Here is a 20,705-nt window from a genome sequence, read left to right on the forward strand (position 1 = left end):
CCATGAAAGATTTGGTGAAAGTACTCAAATCGCAATCTCAGTCCGAAGAGTTTGACGCGATCAAGATTACTCTGGCGTCGCCGGACATGATTCGCTCCTGGTCATTTGGCGAGGTGAAGAAGCCCGAGACCATCAACTACCGTACCTTTAAACCGGAACGGGATGGTCTGTTCTGCGCCAAGATTTTTGGCCCGGTCAAAGACTACGAGTGCTTGTGCGGCAAATATAAGCGCATGAAGCACCGCGGTATCATCTGTGAGAAGTGTGGCGTTGAAGTCACCAAGGCCGCTGTGCGCCGCGAGCGCATGGGTCATATTGAGCTGGCATCGCCGGTCGCTCACATTTGGTTCCTGAAATCACTGCCGTCGCGTATCGGCATGTTCCTCGATATGACCCTGCGTGATATCGAGCGCGTGCTCTACTTCGAAAGCTTTGTCGTTATCGACCCAGGCATGACCACGCTGGAGCGTGGTCAGCTGTTGAACGACGAGCAGTACTTCGAAGCGCTAGAAGAGTTCGGCGATGATTTCGACGCCCGTATGGGTGCCGAAGCCGTTCAAGAATTGCTCAAAGACATTGATCTGGAAGAAGAGATTAACCACCTGCGTGAAGAGATTCCGCAAACCAACTCTGAAACCAAGATCAAGAAACTGTCTAAGCGCTTGAAGCTGCTGGAAGCGTTCTACCACTCCGGCAATGCGCCGGCGTGGATGGTCATGGAAGTGCTGCCCGTGCTGCCGCCGGATCTGCGGCCGCTGGTACCGCTGGACGGCGGCCGCTTTGCGACCTCCGATCTTAACGACCTTTACCGTCGTGTGATCAACCGCAACAACCGTCTGAAGCGACTGCTGGATCTTAACGCGCCGGATATTATCGTGCGTAACGAGAAGCGGATGCTCCAGGAAGCGGTCGACGCGCTGCTGGATAACGGCCGCCGTGGTCGTGCGATTACCGGCTCTAACAAGCGCCCGCTGAAATCGCTTGCCGATATGATCAAAGGTAAGCAGGGTCGTTTCCGTCAGAACCTGCTCGGTAAGCGCGTAGACTACTCAGGCCGTTCAGTCATTACCGTGGGCCCGACGCTGCGTCTGCACCAGTGTGGTCTGCCGAAGAAAATGGCGCTTGAGCTGTTCAAGCCGTTCATCTACTCCAAGCTGCAGTCGCTGGGCCATGCGTCCACGATTAAAGCGGCGAAGAAGATGGTTGAGCGCGAACTGCCGGAAGTGTGGGACATCCTGGCCGACGTTATCCGCGAACACCCGGTACTGCTTAACCGTGCGCCGACGCTGCACCGTTTGGGCATCCAGGCGTTTGAGCCGCTGCTGATTGAAGGTAAGGCGATCCAGCTGCACCCGCTGGTATGTGCCGCTTACAACGCCGACTTCGACGGTGACCAGATGGCGGTACACGTACCGCTTACCCTGGAAGCCCAGCTTGAAGCCCGTGCGCTGATGATGGCGACCAACAACGTGCTGTCGCCCGCTAACGGCGAGCCGATTATCGTACCGTCGCAAGACGTTGTTCTGGGTCTGTACTACATGACCCGCGAAAAGATCAACGCCAAAGGCGAAGGCATGGTGTTCTCTGACCTCAATGAGGTAGAGCGCGCGTTTGGTACGCAGTCTGTGTCGCTGCACGCCCGAGTCAAAGTGCGTCTAGATGAGATCGATATTGAAGAAGAGACCGGCGAGCGCAGTTTCCATCGCCGTATTTACGACACCACCGTCGGTCGTGCGCTGCTGTTCCGCATTCTGCCGGAAGGCGTGCCGTTTGAGCTGATCGACCAGCCGATGAAGAAGAAGGCGATCTCCAGCCTGATCAACGAAGTTTACCGTCGTGCCGGCCTGAAGCCGACCGTCATCTTCGCTGACCAGCTGATGTATACCGGTTTCCGCTTAGCAACGTGGTCGGGTGCCTCTATCGGTGTTAACGATTTCGTTATCCCCGATGCGAAAACCGAAATCGTCGACGCTGCAGAAGCCGAAGTTAAAGAGATCGAAGACCAGTTCTCTTCTGGCCTAGTAACCGCTGGCGAGAAGTACAACAAGGTTATCGATATCTGGTCCAAGGCCAACGATAAAGTTGCCAAGGCGATGATGGTAGGTATCTCTAAAGAGACCGTCATTGATCGTGAAGGCAACGAAGTTGAGCAAGACTCGTTCAACAGCGTCTTTATCATGGCCGACTCTGGTGCTCGTGGCTCTGCCGCCCAGATCCGCCAGTTGGCAGGTATGCGTGGTCTGATGGCCAAGCCGGATGGCTCGATCATCGAAACGCCGATCGTCGCCAACTTCCGTGAAGGTCTGAACGTACTGCAGTACTTCATCTCGACCCACGGTGCGCGTAAAGGTCTGGCAGATACGGCCCTTAAAACGGCTAACTCCGGTTATCTAACCCGCCGTCTGGTTGACGTAGCGCAGGACTTGGTGATCACCGAGACCGACTGTGGCACCGAGAAAGGCTTGACGCTGCACCCAATTATCGAGGGTGGCGACATCATCGTGCCGCTGTCTCAGCGTGTACTGGGCCGTGTGGTTGCCATCGACGTTGTGGACCCCCGCAATGACGATATTTTGATTCCGCGCGGTACCCTGTTGGATGAGAAATGGTGCGCCGAGCTGGATACCATGGGCGTCGACGAAATTATCGTTCGCTCAACCATTACGTGTGAGACCGCCCACGGCGTGTGTTCCTCCTGTTATGGTCGCGATCTAGCGCGTGGTCACCAGGTGAATATCGGTGAATCGGTGGGTGTTATTGCCGCTCAGTCAATCGGTGAGCCGGGCACCCAGCTGACCATGCGTACGTTCCACATTGGTGGTGCGGCATCGCGTTCTTCAGCAGTCGACAGCGTTCAAGTGAAGCACGGCGGTAAAGTGCGCCTGCACAACATCAAGCACGTTGAACGTGCTGACGGCAAGCTAGTTGTCGTGTCGCGTTCCAGTGCGCTGGCGGTCGCTGATGACCACGGTCGTGAGCGCGAATACTATAAGCTGCCCTACGGTGCAGAGCTTTCTGTTCGCGACGGTGATGTCGTTGATGCCGGTGCGATAGTGGCAAAATGGGATCCGCACACTCACCCGGTTATTGCCGAGGTAGAAGGTAAGGCGCAGTTCATCGATCTTGACGAAGGTGTCACCATGCACCGCACCGTCGATGAGATGACCGGCCTTTCATCTATTGAGGTGATTGAAGCCGCAGCACGCCCAATGGCGGGACGCGACAAGCGCCCCATGGTGATGCTGAAGGACGCGGCCGGCGAGTATGTCTCTGTGTCCGGTTCCAATACGCCGGTACAGTACCTGTTGCCGGGTAACTCGATTATCTCTGTTGACGACGGTGCGACCATCGGCGTGGGTGAAGTGGTCGCTCGTATTCCGGTAGAGGCATCGGCTAACAAAGATATTACCGGTGGTCTGCCGCGGGTTGCCGACTTGTTTGAGGCGCGTAAGCCAAAAGAGTCGTCTATCTTGGCAGAAATCAGCGGTGTGGTGAGCTTTGGTAAAGAGACCAAGGGTAAGCGTCGTTTGACGATTACACCGGAATCTGGCGATCCGTTTGAAGCGCTGATCCCGAAATGGCGTCAAATCGCCGTCTTCGAAGGTGAAGCGGTTGAGAAGGGTGAAGTCATTTCCGATGGCCCGAGCAACCCCCACGATATACTACGTCTGCTGGGTGTCGCGGAACTGGCTAAATACATCACTGCCGAAGTGCAGGACGTTTATCGTCTGCAGGGTGTAGGCATCAACGATAAGCACATCGAAGTCATTGTTCGCCAGATGCTGCGTAAGGTAGAGATCACGGATTCCGGCGACTCTGACTTTATCACTGGCGATCAAGCTGAGCTGGTGCGTGTGCTTGAGCAGAACGCACGGCTTGAAAAAGAAGGCAAATTCCCGGCCAAGTATCAACGCTTGCTGCTGGGTATCACTAAGGCCAGCTTGGCCACTGAATCGTTCATTTCCGCCGCGTCGTTCCAGGAAACGACCCGCGTACTGACCGAAGCAGCGGTAACCGGCAAGCGCGATTACCTGCGTGGCCTGAAAGAAAACGTGGTGGTTGGGCGTCTGATTCCGGCAGGTACCGGCCTGACTCACCACGCAGAGCGTCGCCGCAAACGCGAAGACGTAGAGCGTCTGTTCAACCCCTCGGCCACCGAGGTAGAGCAGGAGCTTGGTGCTCAGTTGACCGCCCTTGATTCAGACGACGATCTGTAATCACCGGTAGGCAGCGAGCTACAACGAGTGGCTGACCCAAATGGCACGGTCTAGCTGGCGAATCTGCCAGCAAGACTTGACGGCACCTAGGGTCAGCCTTTAGAATGCGCAGCCTTTAACAGTGGGGCGGGTGCGCCCGCACCTGCTGCTAGTACTTGTTAAAGGCTAAGGCAACCATTGGAGTCAGCTAAACACCATGGCAACGATTAATCAGCTAGTGCGCAAGCCGCGCAAGCGCCCCGTCACTAAGAGTGACGTGCCTGCGCTTCAAGCGTGCCCGCAAAAGCGCGGCGTTTGTACGCGCGTTTACACCACCACCCCGAAGAAGCCGAACTCGGCCCTGCGTAAGGTTTGCCGTGTGCGCCTTACCAACGGTTTCGAAGTCTCTTCTTACATCGGTGGTGAAGGTCACAACCTCCAGGAGCACTCTGTTGTTCTGATCCGCGGCGGTCGTGTAAAGGATTTGCCAGGTGTGCGTTATCACACCGTTCGTGGCGCCCTTGACACCTCTGGCGTTCAGAACCGTAAGCAGGGTCGTTCTAAGTACGGTACCAAGCGTCCGAAGTCCTAAGGCGTCCTGGTTCGTAGCGCACCTGTGCGTTTTTGTTGTTACCTTTTATACGAATATGACGGTCTGATAAGAGTAAGGTCGGGCAGCACTTTTAAGTGTTTGAGTTCCGGGTTTACCTGAAGGATCCTTAATTGAGGGCTTATCATGCCTAGAAGAAGAGTTGTAGCTAAACGCGAAATCCTGCCGGATCCTAAGTTCGGAAGTGAGCGTCTGGCGAAGTTCATGAACCACCTGATGGTCAGCGGCAAGAAGTCCATAGCTGAGCGCATTGTGTATGGTGCGTTGGACAAGGTTGCCGAGCGTAGTAATGAAGAGCCGCTGGAAATCTTCGACAAAGCGCTGGAAACCATCCAGCCGATGGTCGAAGTGAAGTCGCGCCGCGTAGGTGGTGCGACCTATCAGGTGCCGGTTGAAGTTCGTCCGTCACGCCGCCAAGCGCTTGCAATGCGCTGGTTGGTTGACGCAGCGCGTCGTCGCGGTGAAAAAACGATGGTTCAGCGCCTGGCAGGTGAAATGCTGGATGCCGCTGAAGGTAAAGGCTCTGCTGTTAAGAAGCGTGAAGACGTGCACCGCATGGCAGAAGCCAACAAGGCCTTCTCTCACTATCGCTTCTAAGCTCGGCGTTTATAGGTTTGTGTATTTTTCTACCGGTTGGGCTGCGCTAGCACATTTTGTCGCGCCTCTTAAACGTACTGTCGCCATCGTTGTTGATGGCGGTGGTGTCAGAAAACTACACCGCTTGATTAACGAGCATCGCCAACTAACGGGAGTTTCACCGTGGCACGCAAGACTCCACTAAATCGCTATCGTAATATCGGTATCGTCGCTCACGTTGACGCGGGTAAAACCACGACGACTGAGCGTGTACTGTTCTACACCGGCCTTTCTCATAAAGTGGGCGAAGTACACGACGGTGCGGCAACCATGGACTGGATGGAGCAGGAGCAGGAGCGTGGTATTACAATCACCTCAGCTGCAACTACCTGTTTCTGGCAGGGTATGGATAAGCAGTTCCCTGAGCATCGTGTCAACATCATTGATACGCCTGGGCACGTTGACTTTACTATCGAAGTTGAGCGTTCTCTGCGTGTTCTGGATGGTGCGGTTGTTGTGCTGTGCGGTTCGTCCGGTGTCCAGCCGCAGACAGAAACCGTATGGCGTCAGGCTAATAAGTACGAAGTTCCGCGCATGGTGTTCGTCAATAAGATGGACCGTACCGGCGCAGACTTCTTTATGGTAGTTAATCAGCTTAAAGAGCGCCTGGGTGCTAACGCTGTACCGATCCAGATTAACTGGGGTACGGAAGAGGACTTTAAAGGCGTTATTGATCTTATCCAGATGAAAGCGATCCTTTGGGACGAAGAAAGTCTGGGTATGAATTATGAGCTTGTTGATATTCCTGCTGAGTTGCAAGAAACAGCAGAAGAGTACCGTGAGCAGATGGTCGAAGCCGCCGCTGAAGGTTCTGATGAATTAATGGATAAGTACCTCGAAGGTGGGGAGCTGACCATTGAAGAAATCAAAGCAGGTTTGCGCGCACGCACACTAGCTAACGAGATTGTTTTAGTTACCTGTGGTTCGGCGTTTAAGAACAAGGGTGTTCAAGCGGTATTGGACGGTGTCATTGAATATATGCCTTCACCAACAGAAGTGAAGGCAATTGAAGGTGAGCTGGACGATAAAGATGGCACCATCGCTACCCGCGTAGCGGATGACAGTGCACCGTTTGCGGCGCTGGCGTTTAAAATTGCCACCGACCCCTTCGTTGGTACTCTGACGTTCATCCGTGTTTACTCGGGCGTTCTGAAATCTGGTGATGGCGTTTATAACTCCGTCAAGCAGAAGAAAGAGCGCGTTGGCCGTATCGTTCAGATGCACGCCAACTCTCGCGAAGAGATCAAAGAGGTACTGGCGGGTGATATCGCGGCTTGTATCGGTCTGAAGGACGTTACCACCGGTGACACCCTGTGTGACATCGACAACAAAATCGTCCTGGAGCGTATGGAGTTCCCGGATCCGGTTATTTCGGTTGCCGTAGAGCCGAAATCCAAGGCTGATCAGGAGAAGATGGGTATTGCTCTGGGCAAACTGGCCCAGGAAGATCCCTCTTTCCAGGTGAAGACCGACGAAGAGACCGGGCAGACCATTATTTCCGGTATGGGTGAACTGCACCTGGACATTATCGTTGACCGCATGCGTCGCGAGTTCAAGGTCGAAGCCAATATTGGTAAGCCGCAAGTAGCCTATCGCGAAACGATTCGTGGCAGCGTCGAGCAAGAAGGTAAGTTCGTACGTCAGTCCGGTGGTCGTGGTCAATACGGTCATGTGCACCTGCGTATCGAGCCGCTGACTGCGGAAGAGAAGGGCGAAGGCGATGACGAAATCTTCTTCAAGTTCGTCAATGAAATCGTCGGTGGTGTGGTTCCTAAGGAGTACATCCCGGCTGTAGAAAAAGGGGCCTACGAGCAGCTGAAAAATGGCGTCATCGCCGGTTACCCGATGATCGACGTTAAGGTCACGCTGTACGATGGCTCTTACCATGATGTGGACTCAAACGAGACTGCGTTTAAGATTGCTTCTTCCATGGCGGTTAAAGAAGGTGCCAGGAAGGCCAAGGCCGTGCTGCTGGAACCGGTGATGAAGGTCGAGGTCGTGACCCCCGAAGAGTTTATGGGTGACGTCATGGGTGACCTGAACCGTCGTCGCGGTCTGGTGCAGGGCATGGATGACTCTTCTTCTGGTAAAGTCATCCGCGCAACGGTGCCGCTGGGTGAGATGTTCGGTTATGCAACCGATCTGCGCTCTCAGTCCCAGGGCCGTGCGAGCTACTCTATGGAGTTCGCGAAGTACGACGAGGCGCCCTCCAGCGTCGTAGAAGCCGTCATCAACCAAAACGGTTAACCGTTAGCTAACGTAAAGAGGTTATAGCAGTGGCTAAGGAAAAATTTGAACGTTCCAAACCGCACGTCAACGTCGGCACCATTGGTCACGTCGACCACGGTAAAACGACTCTGACAGCGGCCCTGACCCGCGTATCTGCCGAAGTATTCGGCGGTGACTGGCGCGAGTTCGACACCATTGACAACGCTCCTGAAGAGCGTGAGCGCGGTATTACTATCGCAACGTCTCACGTTGAGTACCAGTCTGAAGAGCGCCACTACGCGCACGTTGACTGCCCAGGACACGCTGACTACGTCAAGAACATGATCACCGGTGCTGCGCAGATGGACGGCGCAATCCTGGTATGTTCTGCCGCTGACGGCCCGATGCCGCAAACCCGCGAGCACATCCTGCTGTCTCGTCAGGTTGGCGTTCCGTTCATCGTTGTGTTCCTGAACAAAGCGGACATGGTCGATGACGAAGAGCTGCTTGAGCTGGTCGAAATGGAAGTTCGCGAACTTCTCGACGAGTATGACTTCCCGGGTGACGACACGCCGATCATCACTGGTTCTGCCCTGATGGCGCTGAACGGTGAAGACGAGAACGGCATGGGTACTACTGCGGTAGCTAACCTGATTAAAGCTCTGGACGAGTACATTCCTGAGCCGGAGCGCGCTATCGACCAGCCGTTCCTGATGCCGATCGAAGACGTGTTCTCTATCTCTGGCCGCGGTACTGTTGTTACCGGTCGTGTAGAGCGCGGCATCGTTAAAGCCGGTGAAGAAGTGGAAATCGTGGGTATCCGCGACACCACTAAAACCATCGTTACCGGTGTTGAAATGTTCCGTAAGCTGCTCGACGAAGGTCGTGCGGGTGAGAACGTTGGCGCCCTGCTGCGTGGTACTAAGCGTGATGACGTCGAGCGTGGTCAGGTACTGGCCAAGCCGGGCACCATCAACCCGCACACCACGTTTGAAGCAGAAGTTTACGTACTGTCCAAAGAAGAAGGTGGTCGTCACACGCCTTTCTTCAAGGGCTACCGTCCTCAGTTCTACTTCCGTACCACCGACGTAACCGGTACGTGTGAACTGCCGGAAGGCGTTGAGATGGTTATGCCGGGCGACAACGTGAAAATGGTTGTTACCCTGATCGCTCCGATCGCTATGGACGACGGTCTGCGCTTCGCTATTCGCGAAGGTGGTCGTACCGTTGGTGCTGGCGTTGTTGCAAAAATCATCAAGTAAGCTTGCTTGATTGGTTGATCAAGGGGGCTCTTGCGAGCCCCCTTTTCTGCGCACCAATAGCAAATGTTTGACATGGGCTTTTGGCGTGCCTATAATGCGCATCCTTTGAATGCGTGGGTAGACGGCTCGCGCCGTCGACATCCATTGGAGTTTAGGGCAAATGCAGAACCAAAAGATTCGCATTCGGTTGAAAGCGTTCGACCATCGCCTGATTGATCAGTCCACAGCGGAAATCGTTGAAACCGCTAAGCGTACTGGTGCTCAGGTTCGTGGTCCCATCCCGCTGCCGACCAACCGCGAGCGCTATACCATCCTGATTTCACCGCACGTCAATAAAGATGCGCGTGATCAGTATGAGATTCGTACTCACAAGCGTGTGCTCGACATTGTTGAGCCAACTGAAAAAACTGTTGATGCGCTGATGAAGCTCGACCTCGCCGCTGGCGTAGACGTGCAAATCAAGCTCGACTAATTACACTAGTCACTTCGCGGCCCAGCGCTCACCCAATAATTGTGAGCAGCAGCCGCCGCGCCGTGAGGCGCCACACAATGTGCTAGTGGAATGCTCTGGAAAGGGCAGCCATAGCGGGTGATAGCCCCGTACACTATAGGAGACTGAGTATGACTATCGGTTTAGTCGGTAAAAAGGCCGGGATGACCCGTGTCTTTACCGAAGACGGCGCTTCTGTGCCCGTGACCGTTATTGAAGTTGATCCTAACCGTGTGACACGCGTTAAGACCCTTGAGTCTGACGGTTATGCAGCGGTTCAGGTGACAACAGGTTCTCGTAAAGCCAAGCACCTCACCAAAGCGCAAGCGGGTCAGTTTGCCAAGGCGGGTGTTGAGGCTGGTCGTTCGCTGATGGAGTTCCGTCTTGCAGAAGGCGAAGAAGTTCCTGAAGTGGGTGGCGAACTCACCGTATCCCTCTTCGAAGCTGGTCAAATGATCGACGTGACCGGCACCTCTAAGGGTAAAGGCTTCCAGGGTGCTGTTAAGCGCTGGAACTTCCGTACCCAAGACATGACGCATGGTAATTCCTTGTCGCACCGCGCGCCGGGTTCTATCGGCATGTGTCAGACACCGGGTCGCGTATTTAAAGGCAAAAAAATGGCCGGTCAGATGGGTAACGCCCGCTGCACCGTACAGAGCCTTGAGATCGTCCGTGTCGACGCCGAGCGTAACCTGCTGCTGATCAAAGGTGCTGTTCCGGGCGCGACCGGTAGCGATGTTATCGTTCGCAGCGCCGTGAAAGCTGGCTGAAGGGGATAATTACCAATGAATCTGAATCTTGCTGCAGGCACGGGTACCGTTGAAGTAGCCGACGCCACTTTTGGCAAAGAATTCAACGAAGCGCTGGTTCACCAGGTCGTCACTGCCTATTTGGCTGGTGGTCGTCAAGGTACTCGCGCTCAAAAGAACCGTTCCGACGTACGTGGTGGTGGTAAGAAGCCATGGCGTCAGAAGGGCACCGGTCGTGCACGTGCCGGTACCATTCGCTCCCCGCTATGGCGCAGCGGCGGCGTAACTTTCGCAGCGCGTCCTCAGGACCACTCGCAGAAAGTTAACCGCAAAATGTACCGCGCGGCGATGCGTTCCATCCTGTCCGAACTGATTCGTCAAGAGCGCTTAGTCGCTGTTGAAGAGTTCAGCGTAGAAGCGCCGAAGACCAAGCAGGTCGCTGCCAAGCTGAAAGAGCTCAACCTTGAGAAAGTGTTGATCGTCACTGAAGACATGGACGAAAAGCTCTATTTGGCCGCACGCAACCTTCCCCACGTTGACGTGGTGGATGTCGCGGCAGCTGATCCGGTAAGCCTGGTAGCCTTTGATAAGGTTCTGGTTACCGTCTCCGCCCTGCGTAAATTCGAGGAGAAGCTGGCATGAACCAGGAACGCGTATTCAAGGTTCTGCTTGGACCGCACGTGACCGAAAAGGCCGCGATGGCAGCAGAGCGTAACCAGTACGTTTTCAAGGTGGCATCTGATGCTACCAAGCCCGAGATCAAGAAGGCCGTTGAAGCACTGTTCGGCAAGAAGGTCGGTGGCGTTCAGGTGTTGAACGTCAAGGGTAAAACCAAGCGTACTGCTCACGGCGTTGGCCTGCGTAAGGGTTACCGCAAAGCGTATGTGACCCTGGCTGCGGGTGAAACGCTCGAAGACTTCTCTGGCGCCGAATAAGGGCAGGAGTACGGATAATGGCAATCGTCAAGACCAAACCCACATCCGCCGGTCGTCGCCACGTCGTTAAGATCGTTGGTGAGGAACTGTTCAAAGGCCGTGCTTATGCACCGCTTTTGGAAAAGCAGTCCAAGTCCGGTGGCCGTAATAATAACGGTCGCATCACCACCCGCCACGTGGGCGGTGGTCACCGTCATCACTATCGGTTGATCGACTTCAAACGCACCAAAGATGGCGTTCCTGCCACTGTTGAGCGTCTGGAGCACGATCCGAACCGCAGTGCACACATTGCACTGTTGAAGTACGCCGATGGCGAGCGTCGTTACATCATTGCACCGAAAGGTGTCAGCGCGGGTGACGTGCTGGAATCTGGTGTTAACGCGCCCATTAAAAAAGGCAATGCATTGCCGCTGCGTAATATCCCGCTTGGTTCTACCGTTCACGGTATCGAACTGAAGCCGGGTAAAGGCGCGCAAATTGCACGCAGTGCCGGTACAAGCGCCCAGCTGGTTGCTCGTGAAGGTAACTACGCCACACTACGTCTTCGCTCTGGTGAAATGCGTAAAGTGTTGGCTGAGTGCCGCGCGACCTTGGGTGAGGTGAGCAACTCTGAGCACAGCCTGCGTCAACTTGGCAAGGCCGGTGCGAAGCGCTGGAGAGGCGTGCGTCCGACTGTTCGCGGTGTCGCGATGAACCCAGTCGATCACCCGCACGGTGGTGGCGAAGGCCGCACCAGTGGTGGTCGTAACCCGGTTACCCCATGGGGTGTGCCGACTAAGGGTTATAAGACGCGTAAGAACAAGCGCACCGACAAGCTGATTATTCGTCGTCGTAATAAGACGCGTTAATCTAAATTGCCAAGACATTAAGAGGTAACGGCTGTGCCACGTTCACTAAAGAAAGGTCCCTTCATTGACCTTCATCTTTTGAAGAAGGTAGAGGCTGCAGTGGAGAAGAACGATCGCAAACCGATCAAGACTTGGTCGCGTCGTTCGATGATCCTGCCAAACATGGTAGGCCTCACTATCGCGGTCCATAATGGTCGCCAACACGTCCCGGTGCATGTTTCCGAGGAAATGGTTGGTCACAAATTGGGCGAATTCGCTGCTACCCGTACATATCGCGGGCATGTGGCGGACAAGAAAGCCAAACGGTAAGCCAGAGAGGATTGAGAGATGGAAGTCACAGCTAAGCTGCGTGGCGCTCGTTTATCCGCCCAGAAGGCCCGTTTGGTGGCTGACCAGGTGCGCGGTAAACCGGTCGCCGAAGCACTCGACCTGCTGACCTTCTCACCGAAGAAGGCTGCTCAATTGGTCAAAAAAGTGCTGCAGTCCGCCATTGCAAACGCGGAAGAAAATAACGGCATGGATATCGACGAGCTGCGTGTCTCGACCATCTGCGTCGATGAGGGCATGACGCTCAAGCGTATCAAGCCGCGTGCCAAAGGGCGTGCGGATCGTATCTTGAAGCGCACCTGTCACATCACCGTCAAGGTAGCCGAGAAGTAGGAGTCGACCAGATGGGTCAGAAAGTCAATCCAACAGGCATTCGACTGGGCATCGTCAAAGACCATGCTTCTGTCTGGTATGCCGAGCGCGGCGCCTATGCCGATAAGCTCAATAACGATCTCGAAGTGCGCAGCTTCCTGGAAGAGCGTCTGAAAAACGCTTCCGTAAGCCGCATTCACATCGAGCGTCCGGCAAATAATGCCCGCATCACCATTCACACTGCCCGTCCGGGTATCGTGATTGGTAAGAAAGGTGAAGATGTCGACCGTCTGCGTCGTGATCTCGCCGAGATGATGGGTGTTCCGGTTCATGTGAACATTGAAGAAGTTCGCAAGCCGGAGCTGGATGCCAAGCTAGTTGCTGCTAACGTAGCGGGCCAGCTTGAGCGTCGCGTCATGTTCCGTCGTGCTATGAAGCGCGCGGTACAGAACGCAATGCGTCTTGGCGCTGGCGGCATCAAGATTCAGCTGTCAGGTCGTCTGGGTGGTGCTGAAATCGCACGTACCGAATGGTACCGCGAAGGTCGCGTTCCGTTGCACACGTTGCGTGCGGATATCGACTACGCCACTTACGAAGCTCACACCACCTACGGCGTTATCGGCGTCAAAGTGTGGATCTTCAAGGGTGAAATCCTCGGCGGTATCGAGGAAGTTCGTGCCAAGGCTAAGCAACAACAGCCTGCCGGCAACGCGCCCAAGAAGAAAGGTTCCAGGTAAGGGGAGAGCGAGTCGATGTTACAGCCCAAGCGTATGAAATTCCGTAAGATGATGAAAGGCCGCAACCGTGGCCTAGCACATCGCGGAAGCAAGATCAGCTTCGGGGAGTACGGTCTCAAAGCAACCGGTCGTGGCCGCATCACTGCGCGCCAGATCGAAGCCGGCCGTCGTGCGATCACACGTCACGTTAAGCGTGGCGGTAAGATTTGGATCCGCGTCTTCCCTGATAAGCCGATTTCCAAAAAACCGCTCGAAGTTCGTATGGGTAAAGGTAAAGGTTCTGTTGAGTACTGGGTAGCCCAGATCCAACCGGGTCGGGTCCTGTATGAAATTGAAGGTGTATCCGAAGAGCTGGCCCGTGAAGCATTTGAGCTGGCCGCCCAAAAGATGCCCCTGTCCACCACCTTTGCAAAACGGACGGTGATGTGATGAAAGCCCAGGAAATTCGTGAAAAGTCCGTAGGAGAGCTCCAAGAGCAGCTCCTCGAGCTCCTCCGCGAGCAGTTCAACCTGCGCATGCAGAAGGCCACTGGCCAACTGAGCCAGACTCATCTGCTCAAGCAGGTCCGTCGGGATATCGCCCGCGTGAAGACTATGCTCAACGAGAAGGCAGGTGATTGAGATGGCCGAAGAAAAGAAAGCACGTACGCTCACCGGCAAGGTGGTGAGCGACAAGATGGATAAATCCATCGTCGTTATGATCGAGCGTCGTGAGCGTCACCCGATCTACGGAAAATACGTTAAGCGCTCCACCAAGCTGCACGCCCATGATGAGGCGAACCAGGCTAAGGCAGGCGATACGGTTTCCATTCAGGAGTGCCGTCCGCTTTCCAAGAAGAAAGCCTGGACGCTGGTCGAGGTGGTCGAGCAGGCCAAGGGTTAATCCCTAGGTCTGTCCAACCAGTGCAGTCAGATTAGGTTTGGAGAAAACCGATGATTCAGACTCAGACAATGCTGGATGTCGCCGACAACAGCGGAGCGCGCCGGGTGCAATGCATCAAGGTGCTAGGCGGTTCACACCGTCGCTACGCCCGCGTTGGTGATGTCATTAAAGTAACGGTGAAAGAAGCGATTCCGCGCGGTAAGGTCAAAAAAGGCCAAGTACTGAAAGCGGTCGTTGTTCGGACCCGTAGTGGCGTCCGTCGTAGTGACGGTTCGCTGATCCGTTTCGATGGAAATGCGGCAGTTTTGTTGAATAATACCAACGAACAGCCGATCGGCACGCGTATCTTCGGGCCGGTTACTCGTGAACTTCGTAACGAGAAGTTTATGAAGATCATTTCCCTAGCGCCTGAAGTGCTGTAAGGAGCGAGGCGGATATGCAAAAGATCAAACGTGACGATGAAGTCATCGTCATCGCCGGGAAGGATAAAGGCAAGCGTGGCACCGTTAAGCGGGTATTAGAAAACCGTTTCTTGGTGTCCGGTGTGAACATGATTAAGCGTCACACCAAGCCAAATCCCATGGCGGGTAATCAGGGCGGTATCGTCGAGCGTGAGGCTCCGATTCACGCGTCCAACGTAGCGATCTTCAATTCGGAGACCGGTAAGGCGGATCGCGTCGGCTTCCAAGTTAAGGAAGACGGTACCAAGGTACGTATCTACAAGTCGACGCAGACGCAGATCGACGCCTAACGCGAGTCGGGTAGCACAATGGCGAACTTGAAAGAACGTTATCAAAACGAGGTAGTAGCGCAGCTCAAAGAGCAGTTCAGCTACGCCAACGTAATGCAGGTACCCCGGATCACGAAAGTGACTCTGAACATGGGTATCGGCGAAGCGGTCAGCGATAAAAAACTGATCGACAATGCCATCGGCGACATGGAGAAGCTCTCCGGTCAAAAGCCGCTGGTGACCAAGGCACGCAAGTCCATCGCGGGCTTCAAGGTGCGCGAAGGTTGGCCGATCGGTATTAAAGTAACACTGCGCGCTGAGCGTATGTGGGACTTCCTAGACCGCTTGGTTTACATCGCGATTCCCCGCGTGCGTGACTTCCGTGGTCTCAACCCGAAGTCCTTCGACGGTCGCGGCAATTACTCTATGGGTGTGCGTGAGCAGATCATCTTCCCGGAGATCGAGTATGATAAGATCGATCGCGTTCGGGGGCTGGACGTCACTATCACTACTACCGCCAACACCGACGAGGAAGGTCGTGCGCTGCTAGCGGCGCTGAACTTCCCGTTCAAGAAATAAGGGTTGGATCATGGCTAAGAAAAGTATGATAGAGCGCGAGCTCAAGCGTACTCAGCTAGTCGAGAAGTATGCGGCTAAGCGCGCAGAGCTCAAGAAAATCATCTCGGACGTGAACGCTTCTGAAGAAGATCGTTTCGAGGCGACGCTGAAGCTGCAGCAACTGCCGCGCGACTCAAGCCCGGTGCGTCAGCGTAACCGCTGCCGCGTGACTGGCCGTCCGCACGGTTTTTACAACAAGTTCGGCCTCGGCCGTAACAAGCTGCGTGAAGCCGCCATGCGTGGCGACGTCCCTGGTCTGAAAAAGTCCAGCTGGTAACGCCACGTAGAATCATCAGGAGCGCACATTAAATGAGCATGCAAGACACTCTGGCGGATATGTTTACCCGTATCCGCAATGCGCAGATGGCCACCAAGGAGACGGCTACCATGCCGTCCTCCAAGCTGAAAGTTGAAGTGGCCCGAGTGCTAAAGCAAGAAGGCTACATTGCCGACTTTACGGTGGCTGAAGGCGTTAAGCCCGAGCTTACCATTACGCTCAAATATTTTGAGGGTAAGCCGGTAATTGAGCACATTCAGCGGGTTTCCAAGCCGTCTCTGCGCCAGTACAAGGGCAAGGACAACCTGCCTAAGGTCGCCGATGGTCTGGGTATCGCGATTGTCACCACCTCTAATGGTGTCATGACCGATCGTGCCGCGCGCCAAGCAGGCGTCGGTGGCGAAGTCATCTGCACCGTATTCTAGGAGGCTGGAATGTCCCGCATAGCGAAATATCCGGTTAAAGTGCCTGCCGGTGTCGAGATTAAAATCGACGCTGGTCAGCTGACCGCCAAAGGCGGCCAAGGCACGCTATCTATGACCATTCACCAGGATGTGGTGATTGGTCAAGAAGATGGCCAGCTGACCTTCGCCCCGAGTGAGTCTGCCAAGAGCTGGGCAATGGCCGGTACTACCCGCGCCTTGGTTCAGAACCTGGTAACGGGCGTATCTGAGGGTTTCACAAAAACTCTCGAAATTGTAGGCGTCGGTTATCGTGCCCAAGCTAAGGGCCAGACGCTCAATCTTTCACTGGGCTTCTCGCACCCGGTCGACTATGAACTGCCTAAGGGTGTCTCAGCGGAAACGCCGAAAAACACCGTGATCGTGCTGAAAAGCGCGGACAAGCAGATGCTCGGCCAGTGCGCCGCGGAAATCCGCGCCTTCCGTCCGCCAGAGCCGTATAAAGGCAAAGGTGTACGGTACGCCGACGAGCAGGTGCGTCGCAAAGAAGCCAAGAAGAAGTAAGGCAGGGTTATGAACGCGAAGAAAGAATCTCGTCTCCGTCGTGCCCGCCGCGCTCGCGCCAAGATCCGCGAGCTGGGCGTGTATCGCCTGTGCGTCAACCGTACCCCGCGTCACATCTATGCGCAGATTATCTCGCCGGATGGTGGCAAAGTGTTGGCCAGCGCATCTACGCTGGACAAAGCACTGCGTGAGGGTGCGACCGGTAATTCAGACGCGGCCTCTAAGGTCGGTGCGCTGATTGCCGAACGCGCTAAAGAAGCAGGCATCACCCAGGTGGCCTTCGATCGTGCTGGCTTTAAGTATCACGGTCGCGTTAAGGCTCTGGCCGACGCCGCTCGTGAAGGCGGCCTGGAATTCTAAAGGGTTTTACGATGGCGAAGAACGAACAGCAAAGCGGTGATCTGCAAGAGAAGTTAGTGCAGGTCAACCGCGTCGCCAAGGTGGTCAAGGGTGGTCGTATTTTCGGCTTCACCGCACTGACCGTCGTTGGTGATGGTAAAGGTCGTGTCGGTTTTGGTCGTGGCAAGGCGCGTGAAGTGCCGGTCGCGATTCAGAAAGCGATGGATCAAGCTCGTCGCAACATGGTCAAGGTCAACCTTGCTGGCCACACGCTGCAGTATCCGGTGAAAGCCCGTCACGGTGCTTCTAAGGTTTACATGCAGCCGGCTTCTGAAGGTACCGGAATCATCGCTGGTGGTGCTATGCGCTCTGTACTAGAGCTTGCTGGTGTCCACGATGTACTGGCCAAGTGCTACGGTTCCACCAACCCGGTTAACGTGGTTCGAGCGACTGTCAAAGGTCTCTCCGCCATGCAAGCACCGGAAGACATCGCCGCTAAGCGCGGTCTGTCTGTCGAAGCGATCACGGGGTAAGGCACCATGGCAGCAACGATCAAGGTTACCCAGATCCGCAGCACCATCGGCGTTTTGCCCAAGCACAAGGCTACTATGAAGGGCCTGGGTTTGCGTCGCATCGGTCACTCGGTTGAACTGGAAGACACCCCTGCCGTACGCGGCATGATTCACAAGGTTAATTACCTTGTGCGCGTTGAGGGAGAGTAATCCATGAAACTCAATACCCTGAGTCCGGCACCGGGCTCCAAACACGCTGAGAAGCGCGTTGGTCGTGGTATCGGTTCCGGTCTTGGTAAGACCGGTGGCCGTGGCCACAAAGGCCAGAAATCACGCAGTGGCGGCAGCGTCAAGCCTGGTTTCGAAGGCGGTCAGATGCCGTTGCAGCGCCGTTTGCCGAAGTTTGGCTTTACGTCCGCTAAATCAATGGTATCTGAAGAAGTACGTCTGGCTGAACTTGCTAAAGTTGCCGGTGACGAAGTCACTATGGAAACATTAAAGCAAGCCAACGTGCTAAAGGATGCAACGCTTCATGCGAAGATCATCCTTTCCGGCGAACTGAAAAAGGCGGTTACCGTTCGTGGAATCAAGGTCACCAAAGGTGCCCGTGAAGCGATCGAAGCCGCCGGCGGCAAGGTAGAGGACTAAATGGCCAAGTCAGGAAATATGCCGGCGATGGGCAGCGGTCTGAGTGAACTGTGGGCGCGTTTGCGCTTCGTGCTCCTCGCCATCGTGGTGTACCGTATTGGTGCCCACATTCCCGTTCCCGGTATCAATCCTGACCAGCTTGCTGCCTTGTTTAGGGAGCAACAGGGCACCATCTTGGGCATGTTTAACATGTTCTCTGGTGGCGCCCTGGAGCGCATGAGCGTCCTCGCCTTGGGCATTATGCCTTATATTTCGGCGTCGATTATCATGCAGCTCATGACCGCGGTCTCCCCTCATCTTGAACAGCTCAAGAAAGAGGGCGAGGCTGGCCGCCGCAAGATCAGCCAGTACACCCGCTACGGCACGGTGATACTGGCATTTGTCCAGGCTACCGGCATGTCCGTCGGCCTGGCTAGCCAAGGCATCGCGTACAGCGCTGACTTCAGCTTCTATTTCACCGCTATCGTCACGTTTGTGTCGGGCGCAGTGTTTATGATGTGGCTAGGTGAGCAGATCACCGAGAAGGGCATCGGCAACGGTATTTCGCTGCTGATCTTCGCGGGGATCGTCGCTGGGCTGCCCAGTGCCGTGGGGCAAGCGTTTGAACTTGCTCGCAACGAAGGGGCCTGGAATGTTCTCCCGCTGTTAGCGCTGTCAGTGCTAGGTATTGCGACCGTAGCGTTTGTGGTATTCATTGAGCGCGGCCAACGTCGCTTGAAAGTGAATTATCCACGGCGTCAGGTGGGCAATAAGATGTATGCAGGCCAAAGTAGCTACCTGCCCCTGAAAGTGAATATGGCCGGTGTTATTCCGGCAATTTTTGCTTCTAGTATTCTCCTCTTTCCGGCGTCAATCGGTCAGTGGGTGGGTGCTGGTGAAGGGATGGAGTGGTTACAGCGTGCATCACAAGCGTTAGGCCCTGGCCAACCGCTTTACATCTTGCTTTTCGCGGCGGCAGTGGTATTCTTCTGCTTCTTTTACACAGCGCTGGTCTTCAATCCCAAGGATGTGGCTGACAATCTTAAAAAGTCAGGCGCCTTCCTGCCGGGCATTCGCCCCGGCGAGCAGACCGCTCGCTATATCGATAAAGTAATGACTCGTCTTACTTTGTTCGGTGCCTTGTATATCACTGCGGTTTCCTTGATGCCTCAGTTCTTGATCGTAGCGTGGAATGTGCCATTTTTCTTTGGCGGAACATCGTTACTGATTGTAGTTGTGGTCATCATGGACTTCATGGCTCAGGTGCAGTCGCATCTCATGTCGCATCAATATGACTCGGTGATGAAGAAGTCCAACCTGAAAGGCTACGGTAGCGGCGGCATAATGCGCTAAGGCGTCGCCTTACTGATTGGCGTGCCGCGAGCCGTTTTTGGAGAAAGAACGATGAAAGTTCGAGCTTCCGTAAAGAAGATGTGCCGTAACTGTAAGATCATTCGTCGCAATGGCGCTGTTCGCGTTATTTGCATCGAACCGCGGCACAAGCAACGCCAGGGTTAATCCTGGGTTGTTTTAAGCGGGCGTAAGCATACCCCTTGCCTATAGGCTCATAAAGGGGTATGCTATTGCGCCTTTTGTAGATGAATAAACGAGCAAGCCGCTCAAATTTCGGAGTAAGCTGATGGCCCGTATTGCAGGCGTCAATATCCCGGACAACAAGCATGCGGCGATCTCGCTGACCTATATCTTCGGGATTGGCCGTACTCGCGCGCAGCACGTTTGTGCCGCTGCTGGTATCGCGCCTACTACCAAGATCCAGGAGCTGTCTAGCGAAGAGCTGGATACCCTGCGTTCTGAAGTTGGTAAGTACACCGTAGAAGGCGACCTTCGTCGTGATGTTACGCTGAACATTAAGCGTCTCATGGACTTAGGCTGCTACCGTGGTCTGCGTCATCGTCGTAGTCTTCCGCTGCGTGGTCAGCGGACCAAGACTAACGCGCGTACCCGTAAGGGCCCGCGTAAGCCGATCCGCAAATAACACGCAGGCTCTTTAATAGAGAGCTGACGTTAAGACAGGAATAGACATCAACATGGCTAACCCGCGTAGTAACCGTAAAAAGGTTAAAAAGCAGGTAGTGGACGCCGTAGCGCACATCCATGCCTCTTTTAACAACACGATCGTGACGATCACAGACCGCCAGGGCAACGCTCTTTCTTGGGCGACAGCCGGTGGTTCGGGTTTTCGTGGTTCTCGCAAGAGCACCCCGTTCGCTGCTCAAGTGGCAAGTGAGCGTGCAGCAACTGCTGCAGCCGAGTATGGTGTGAAAAACGTAGACGTGCTGGTCAAAGGCCCCGGTCCCGGCCGTGAATCCGCCGTGCGCGCTCTGAATGCCGCCGGCTTCCGCGTGCAAAGCATCGTAGACGCGACGCCCATTCCCCATAATGGCTGCCGTCCGCCTAAGAAACGCCGCGTTTAAGGAGACAGAT

General features: G+C 55.0%; 30 protein-coding genes. All 30 read left to right on the top strand.

Annotated features, from left to right (window positions below; translation table 11 throughout):
* Positions 1-2 precede the first annotated feature (2 nt).
* The 30 genes from rpoC to rpsK all read left to right on the top strand — a co-directional run bounded on the left by rpoC (position 3) and on the right by rpsK (position 20,695).
* Positions 3-4,217, top strand: coding sequence for a DNA-directed RNA polymerase subunit beta' (rpoC, locus tag LG301_RS00900; RefSeq protein ID WP_404472632.1), 4,215 nt, complete (start codon positions 3-5; stop codon positions 4,215-4,217).
* A gap of 196 nt (positions 4,218-4,413) precedes the next feature.
* Positions 4,414-4,788, top strand: coding sequence for a 30S ribosomal protein S12 (gene rpsL, locus LG301_RS00905; RefSeq protein WP_009098973.1), 375 nt, complete (start codon positions 4,414-4,416; stop codon positions 4,786-4,788).
* A 144-nt stretch (positions 4,789-4,932) separates the two neighbouring features.
* Positions 4,933-5,403 carry a 30S ribosomal protein S7 gene (gene rpsG / locus LG301_RS00910; RefSeq protein WP_009098975.1) on the top strand — a complete coding sequence of 157 codons (471 nt, stop codon included), beginning with the start codon at positions 4,933-4,935 and terminating at the stop codon, positions 5,401-5,403.
* A 162-nt stretch (positions 5,404-5,565) separates the two neighbouring features.
* On the top strand, positions 5,566-7,689 hold the full coding sequence (gene fusA, locus LG301_RS00915) for an elongation factor G (RefSeq protein WP_404472634.1): 2,124 nt from the start codon (positions 5,566-5,568) through the stop codon (positions 7,687-7,689).
* Between the two features lie 29 nt (positions 7,690-7,718).
* A complete protein-coding gene (gene tuf, locus LG301_RS00920) occupies positions 7,719-8,912 on the top strand; it encodes an elongation factor Tu (RefSeq protein WP_263066380.1) in 1,194 nt (397 codons plus the stop codon).
* Positions 8,913-9,072: 160 nt separating this feature from the next.
* Positions 9,073-9,384, top strand: coding sequence for a 30S ribosomal protein S10 (gene rpsJ / locus LG301_RS00925; RefSeq protein WP_009098983.1), 312 nt, complete (start codon positions 9,073-9,075; stop codon positions 9,382-9,384).
* 149 nt (positions 9,385-9,533) lie between these two features.
* Entirely contained in the window at positions 9,534-10,172 is a 639-nt protein-coding gene (gene rplC / locus LG301_RS00930) for a 50S ribosomal protein L3 (RefSeq protein WP_404472637.1), read from the top strand.
* Positions 10,173-10,187: 15 nt separating this feature from the next.
* On the top strand, positions 10,188-10,793 hold the full coding sequence (gene rplD / locus LG301_RS00935; protein WP_263066378.1) for a 50S ribosomal protein L4: 606 nt from the start codon (positions 10,188-10,190) through the stop codon (positions 10,791-10,793).
* A complete protein-coding gene (gene rplW / locus LG301_RS00940) occupies positions 10,790-11,086 on the top strand; it encodes a 50S ribosomal protein L23 (protein WP_009098989.1) in 297 nt (98 codons plus the stop codon). The genes rplD and rplW overlap by 4 nt, the downstream gene beginning before the upstream one ends.
* 17 nt (positions 11,087-11,103) lie before the next feature.
* Positions 11,104-11,934 carry a 50S ribosomal protein L2 gene (gene rplB / locus LG301_RS00945; RefSeq protein WP_263066377.1) on the top strand — a complete coding sequence of 277 codons (831 nt, stop codon included), beginning with the start codon at positions 11,104-11,106 and terminating at the stop codon, positions 11,932-11,934.
* 33 nt (positions 11,935-11,967) lie between these two features.
* Positions 11,968-12,243, top strand: a complete 276-nt coding sequence (gene rpsS, locus LG301_RS00950) for a 30S ribosomal protein S19 (RefSeq protein ID WP_027337511.1) — start codon at positions 11,968-11,970, stop codon at positions 12,241-12,243.
* A gap of 18 nt (positions 12,244-12,261) precedes the next feature.
* Positions 12,262-12,594: a 50S ribosomal protein L22 gene (rplV, locus tag LG301_RS00955; RefSeq protein ID WP_009098995.1), complete on the top strand. Its 333-nt coding sequence runs from the start codon at positions 12,262-12,264 to the stop codon at positions 12,592-12,594.
* An 11-nt stretch (positions 12,595-12,605) separates the two neighbouring features.
* Positions 12,606-13,310: a 30S ribosomal protein S3 gene (gene rpsC, locus LG301_RS00960; RefSeq protein ID WP_263066376.1), complete on the top strand. Its 705-nt coding sequence runs from the start codon at positions 12,606-12,608 to the stop codon at positions 13,308-13,310.
* A 15-nt stretch (positions 13,311-13,325) separates the two neighbouring features.
* Entirely contained in the window at positions 13,326-13,739 is a 414-nt protein-coding gene (gene rplP, locus LG301_RS00965; protein ID WP_007112000.1) for a 50S ribosomal protein L16, read from the top strand.
* Positions 13,739-13,930, top strand: coding sequence for a 50S ribosomal protein L29 (gene rpmC / locus LG301_RS00970; RefSeq protein WP_009098999.1), 192 nt, complete (start codon positions 13,739-13,741; stop codon positions 13,928-13,930). The genes rplP and rpmC overlap by 1 nt, the downstream gene beginning before the upstream one ends.
* A 1-nt stretch (position 13,931) precedes the next feature.
* On the top strand, positions 13,932-14,192 hold the full coding sequence (gene rpsQ / locus LG301_RS00975; RefSeq protein WP_009099001.1) for a 30S ribosomal protein S17: 261 nt from the start codon (positions 13,932-13,934) through the stop codon (positions 14,190-14,192).
* Between the two features lie 50 nt (positions 14,193-14,242).
* Positions 14,243-14,614 carry a 50S ribosomal protein L14 gene (rplN, locus tag LG301_RS00980; protein WP_009723896.1) on the top strand — a complete coding sequence of 124 codons (372 nt, stop codon included), beginning with the start codon at positions 14,243-14,245 and terminating at the stop codon, positions 14,612-14,614.
* A gap of 14 nt (positions 14,615-14,628) precedes the next feature.
* Complete coding sequence (gene rplX, locus LG301_RS00985; protein ID WP_007111996.1) at positions 14,629-14,943, top strand: 50S ribosomal protein L24; 315 nt, start codon at positions 14,629-14,631, stop codon at positions 14,941-14,943.
* An 18-nt stretch (positions 14,944-14,961) separates the two neighbouring features.
* Positions 14,962-15,501 carry a 50S ribosomal protein L5 gene (gene rplE, locus LG301_RS00990; protein WP_009099005.1) on the top strand — a complete coding sequence of 180 codons (540 nt, stop codon included), beginning with the start codon at positions 14,962-14,964 and terminating at the stop codon, positions 15,499-15,501.
* 10 nt (positions 15,502-15,511) lie between these two features.
* Positions 15,512-15,817 carry a 30S ribosomal protein S14 gene (gene rpsN, locus LG301_RS00995; RefSeq protein WP_009099007.1) on the top strand — a complete coding sequence of 102 codons (306 nt, stop codon included), beginning with the start codon at positions 15,512-15,514 and terminating at the stop codon, positions 15,815-15,817.
* 32 nt (positions 15,818-15,849) lie between these two features.
* On the top strand, positions 15,850-16,242 hold the full coding sequence (gene rpsH / locus LG301_RS01000) for a 30S ribosomal protein S8 (RefSeq protein WP_404472643.1): 393 nt from the start codon (positions 15,850-15,852) through the stop codon (positions 16,240-16,242).
* A gap of 9 nt (positions 16,243-16,251) precedes the next feature.
* Positions 16,252-16,782, top strand: a complete 531-nt coding sequence (rplF, locus tag LG301_RS01005) for a 50S ribosomal protein L6 (protein ID WP_009723891.1) — start codon at positions 16,252-16,254, stop codon at positions 16,780-16,782.
* Between the two features lie 9 nt (positions 16,783-16,791).
* Positions 16,792-17,142: a 50S ribosomal protein L18 gene (gene rplR / locus LG301_RS01010; RefSeq protein ID WP_008959159.1), complete on the top strand. Its 351-nt coding sequence runs from the start codon at positions 16,792-16,794 to the stop codon at positions 17,140-17,142.
* An 11-nt stretch (positions 17,143-17,153) separates the two neighbouring features.
* A complete protein-coding gene (gene rpsE, locus LG301_RS01015) occupies positions 17,154-17,654 on the top strand; it encodes a 30S ribosomal protein S5 (protein ID WP_078089853.1) in 501 nt (166 codons plus the stop codon).
* A gap of 6 nt (positions 17,655-17,660) precedes the next feature.
* On the top strand, positions 17,661-17,843 hold the full coding sequence (gene rpmD / locus LG301_RS01020) for a 50S ribosomal protein L30 (protein ID WP_087108933.1): 183 nt from the start codon (positions 17,661-17,663) through the stop codon (positions 17,841-17,843).
* Positions 17,844-17,846: 3 nt separating this feature from the next.
* On the top strand, positions 17,847-18,281 hold the full coding sequence (gene rplO, locus LG301_RS01025; RefSeq protein WP_263066372.1) for a 50S ribosomal protein L15: 435 nt from the start codon (positions 17,847-17,849) through the stop codon (positions 18,279-18,281).
* On the top strand, positions 18,282-19,613 hold the full coding sequence (gene secY, locus LG301_RS01030; protein WP_263066371.1) for a preprotein translocase subunit SecY: 1,332 nt from the start codon (positions 18,282-18,284) through the stop codon (positions 19,611-19,613).
* 51 nt (positions 19,614-19,664) lie between these two features.
* Entirely contained in the window at positions 19,665-19,778 is a 114-nt protein-coding gene (gene rpmJ, locus LG301_RS01035; protein WP_009099023.1) for a 50S ribosomal protein L36, read from the top strand.
* 121 nt (positions 19,779-19,899) lie between these two features.
* Complete coding sequence (gene rpsM, locus LG301_RS01040; RefSeq protein ID WP_404472646.1) at positions 19,900-20,256, top strand: 30S ribosomal protein S13; 357 nt, start codon at positions 19,900-19,902, stop codon at positions 20,254-20,256.
* 52 nt (positions 20,257-20,308) lie between these two features.
* Positions 20,309-20,695: a 30S ribosomal protein S11 gene (gene rpsK / locus LG301_RS01045; protein ID WP_009099028.1), complete on the top strand. Its 387-nt coding sequence runs from the start codon at positions 20,309-20,311 to the stop codon at positions 20,693-20,695.
* Positions 20,696-20,705 lie beyond the last annotated feature (10 nt).

Origin of the sequence: Vreelandella venusta (genome assembly GCF_044809155.1) — a bacterium.
Taxonomy (GTDB): Bacteria; Pseudomonadota; Gammaproteobacteria; order Pseudomonadales; family Halomonadaceae; genus Vreelandella; species Vreelandella venusta_B.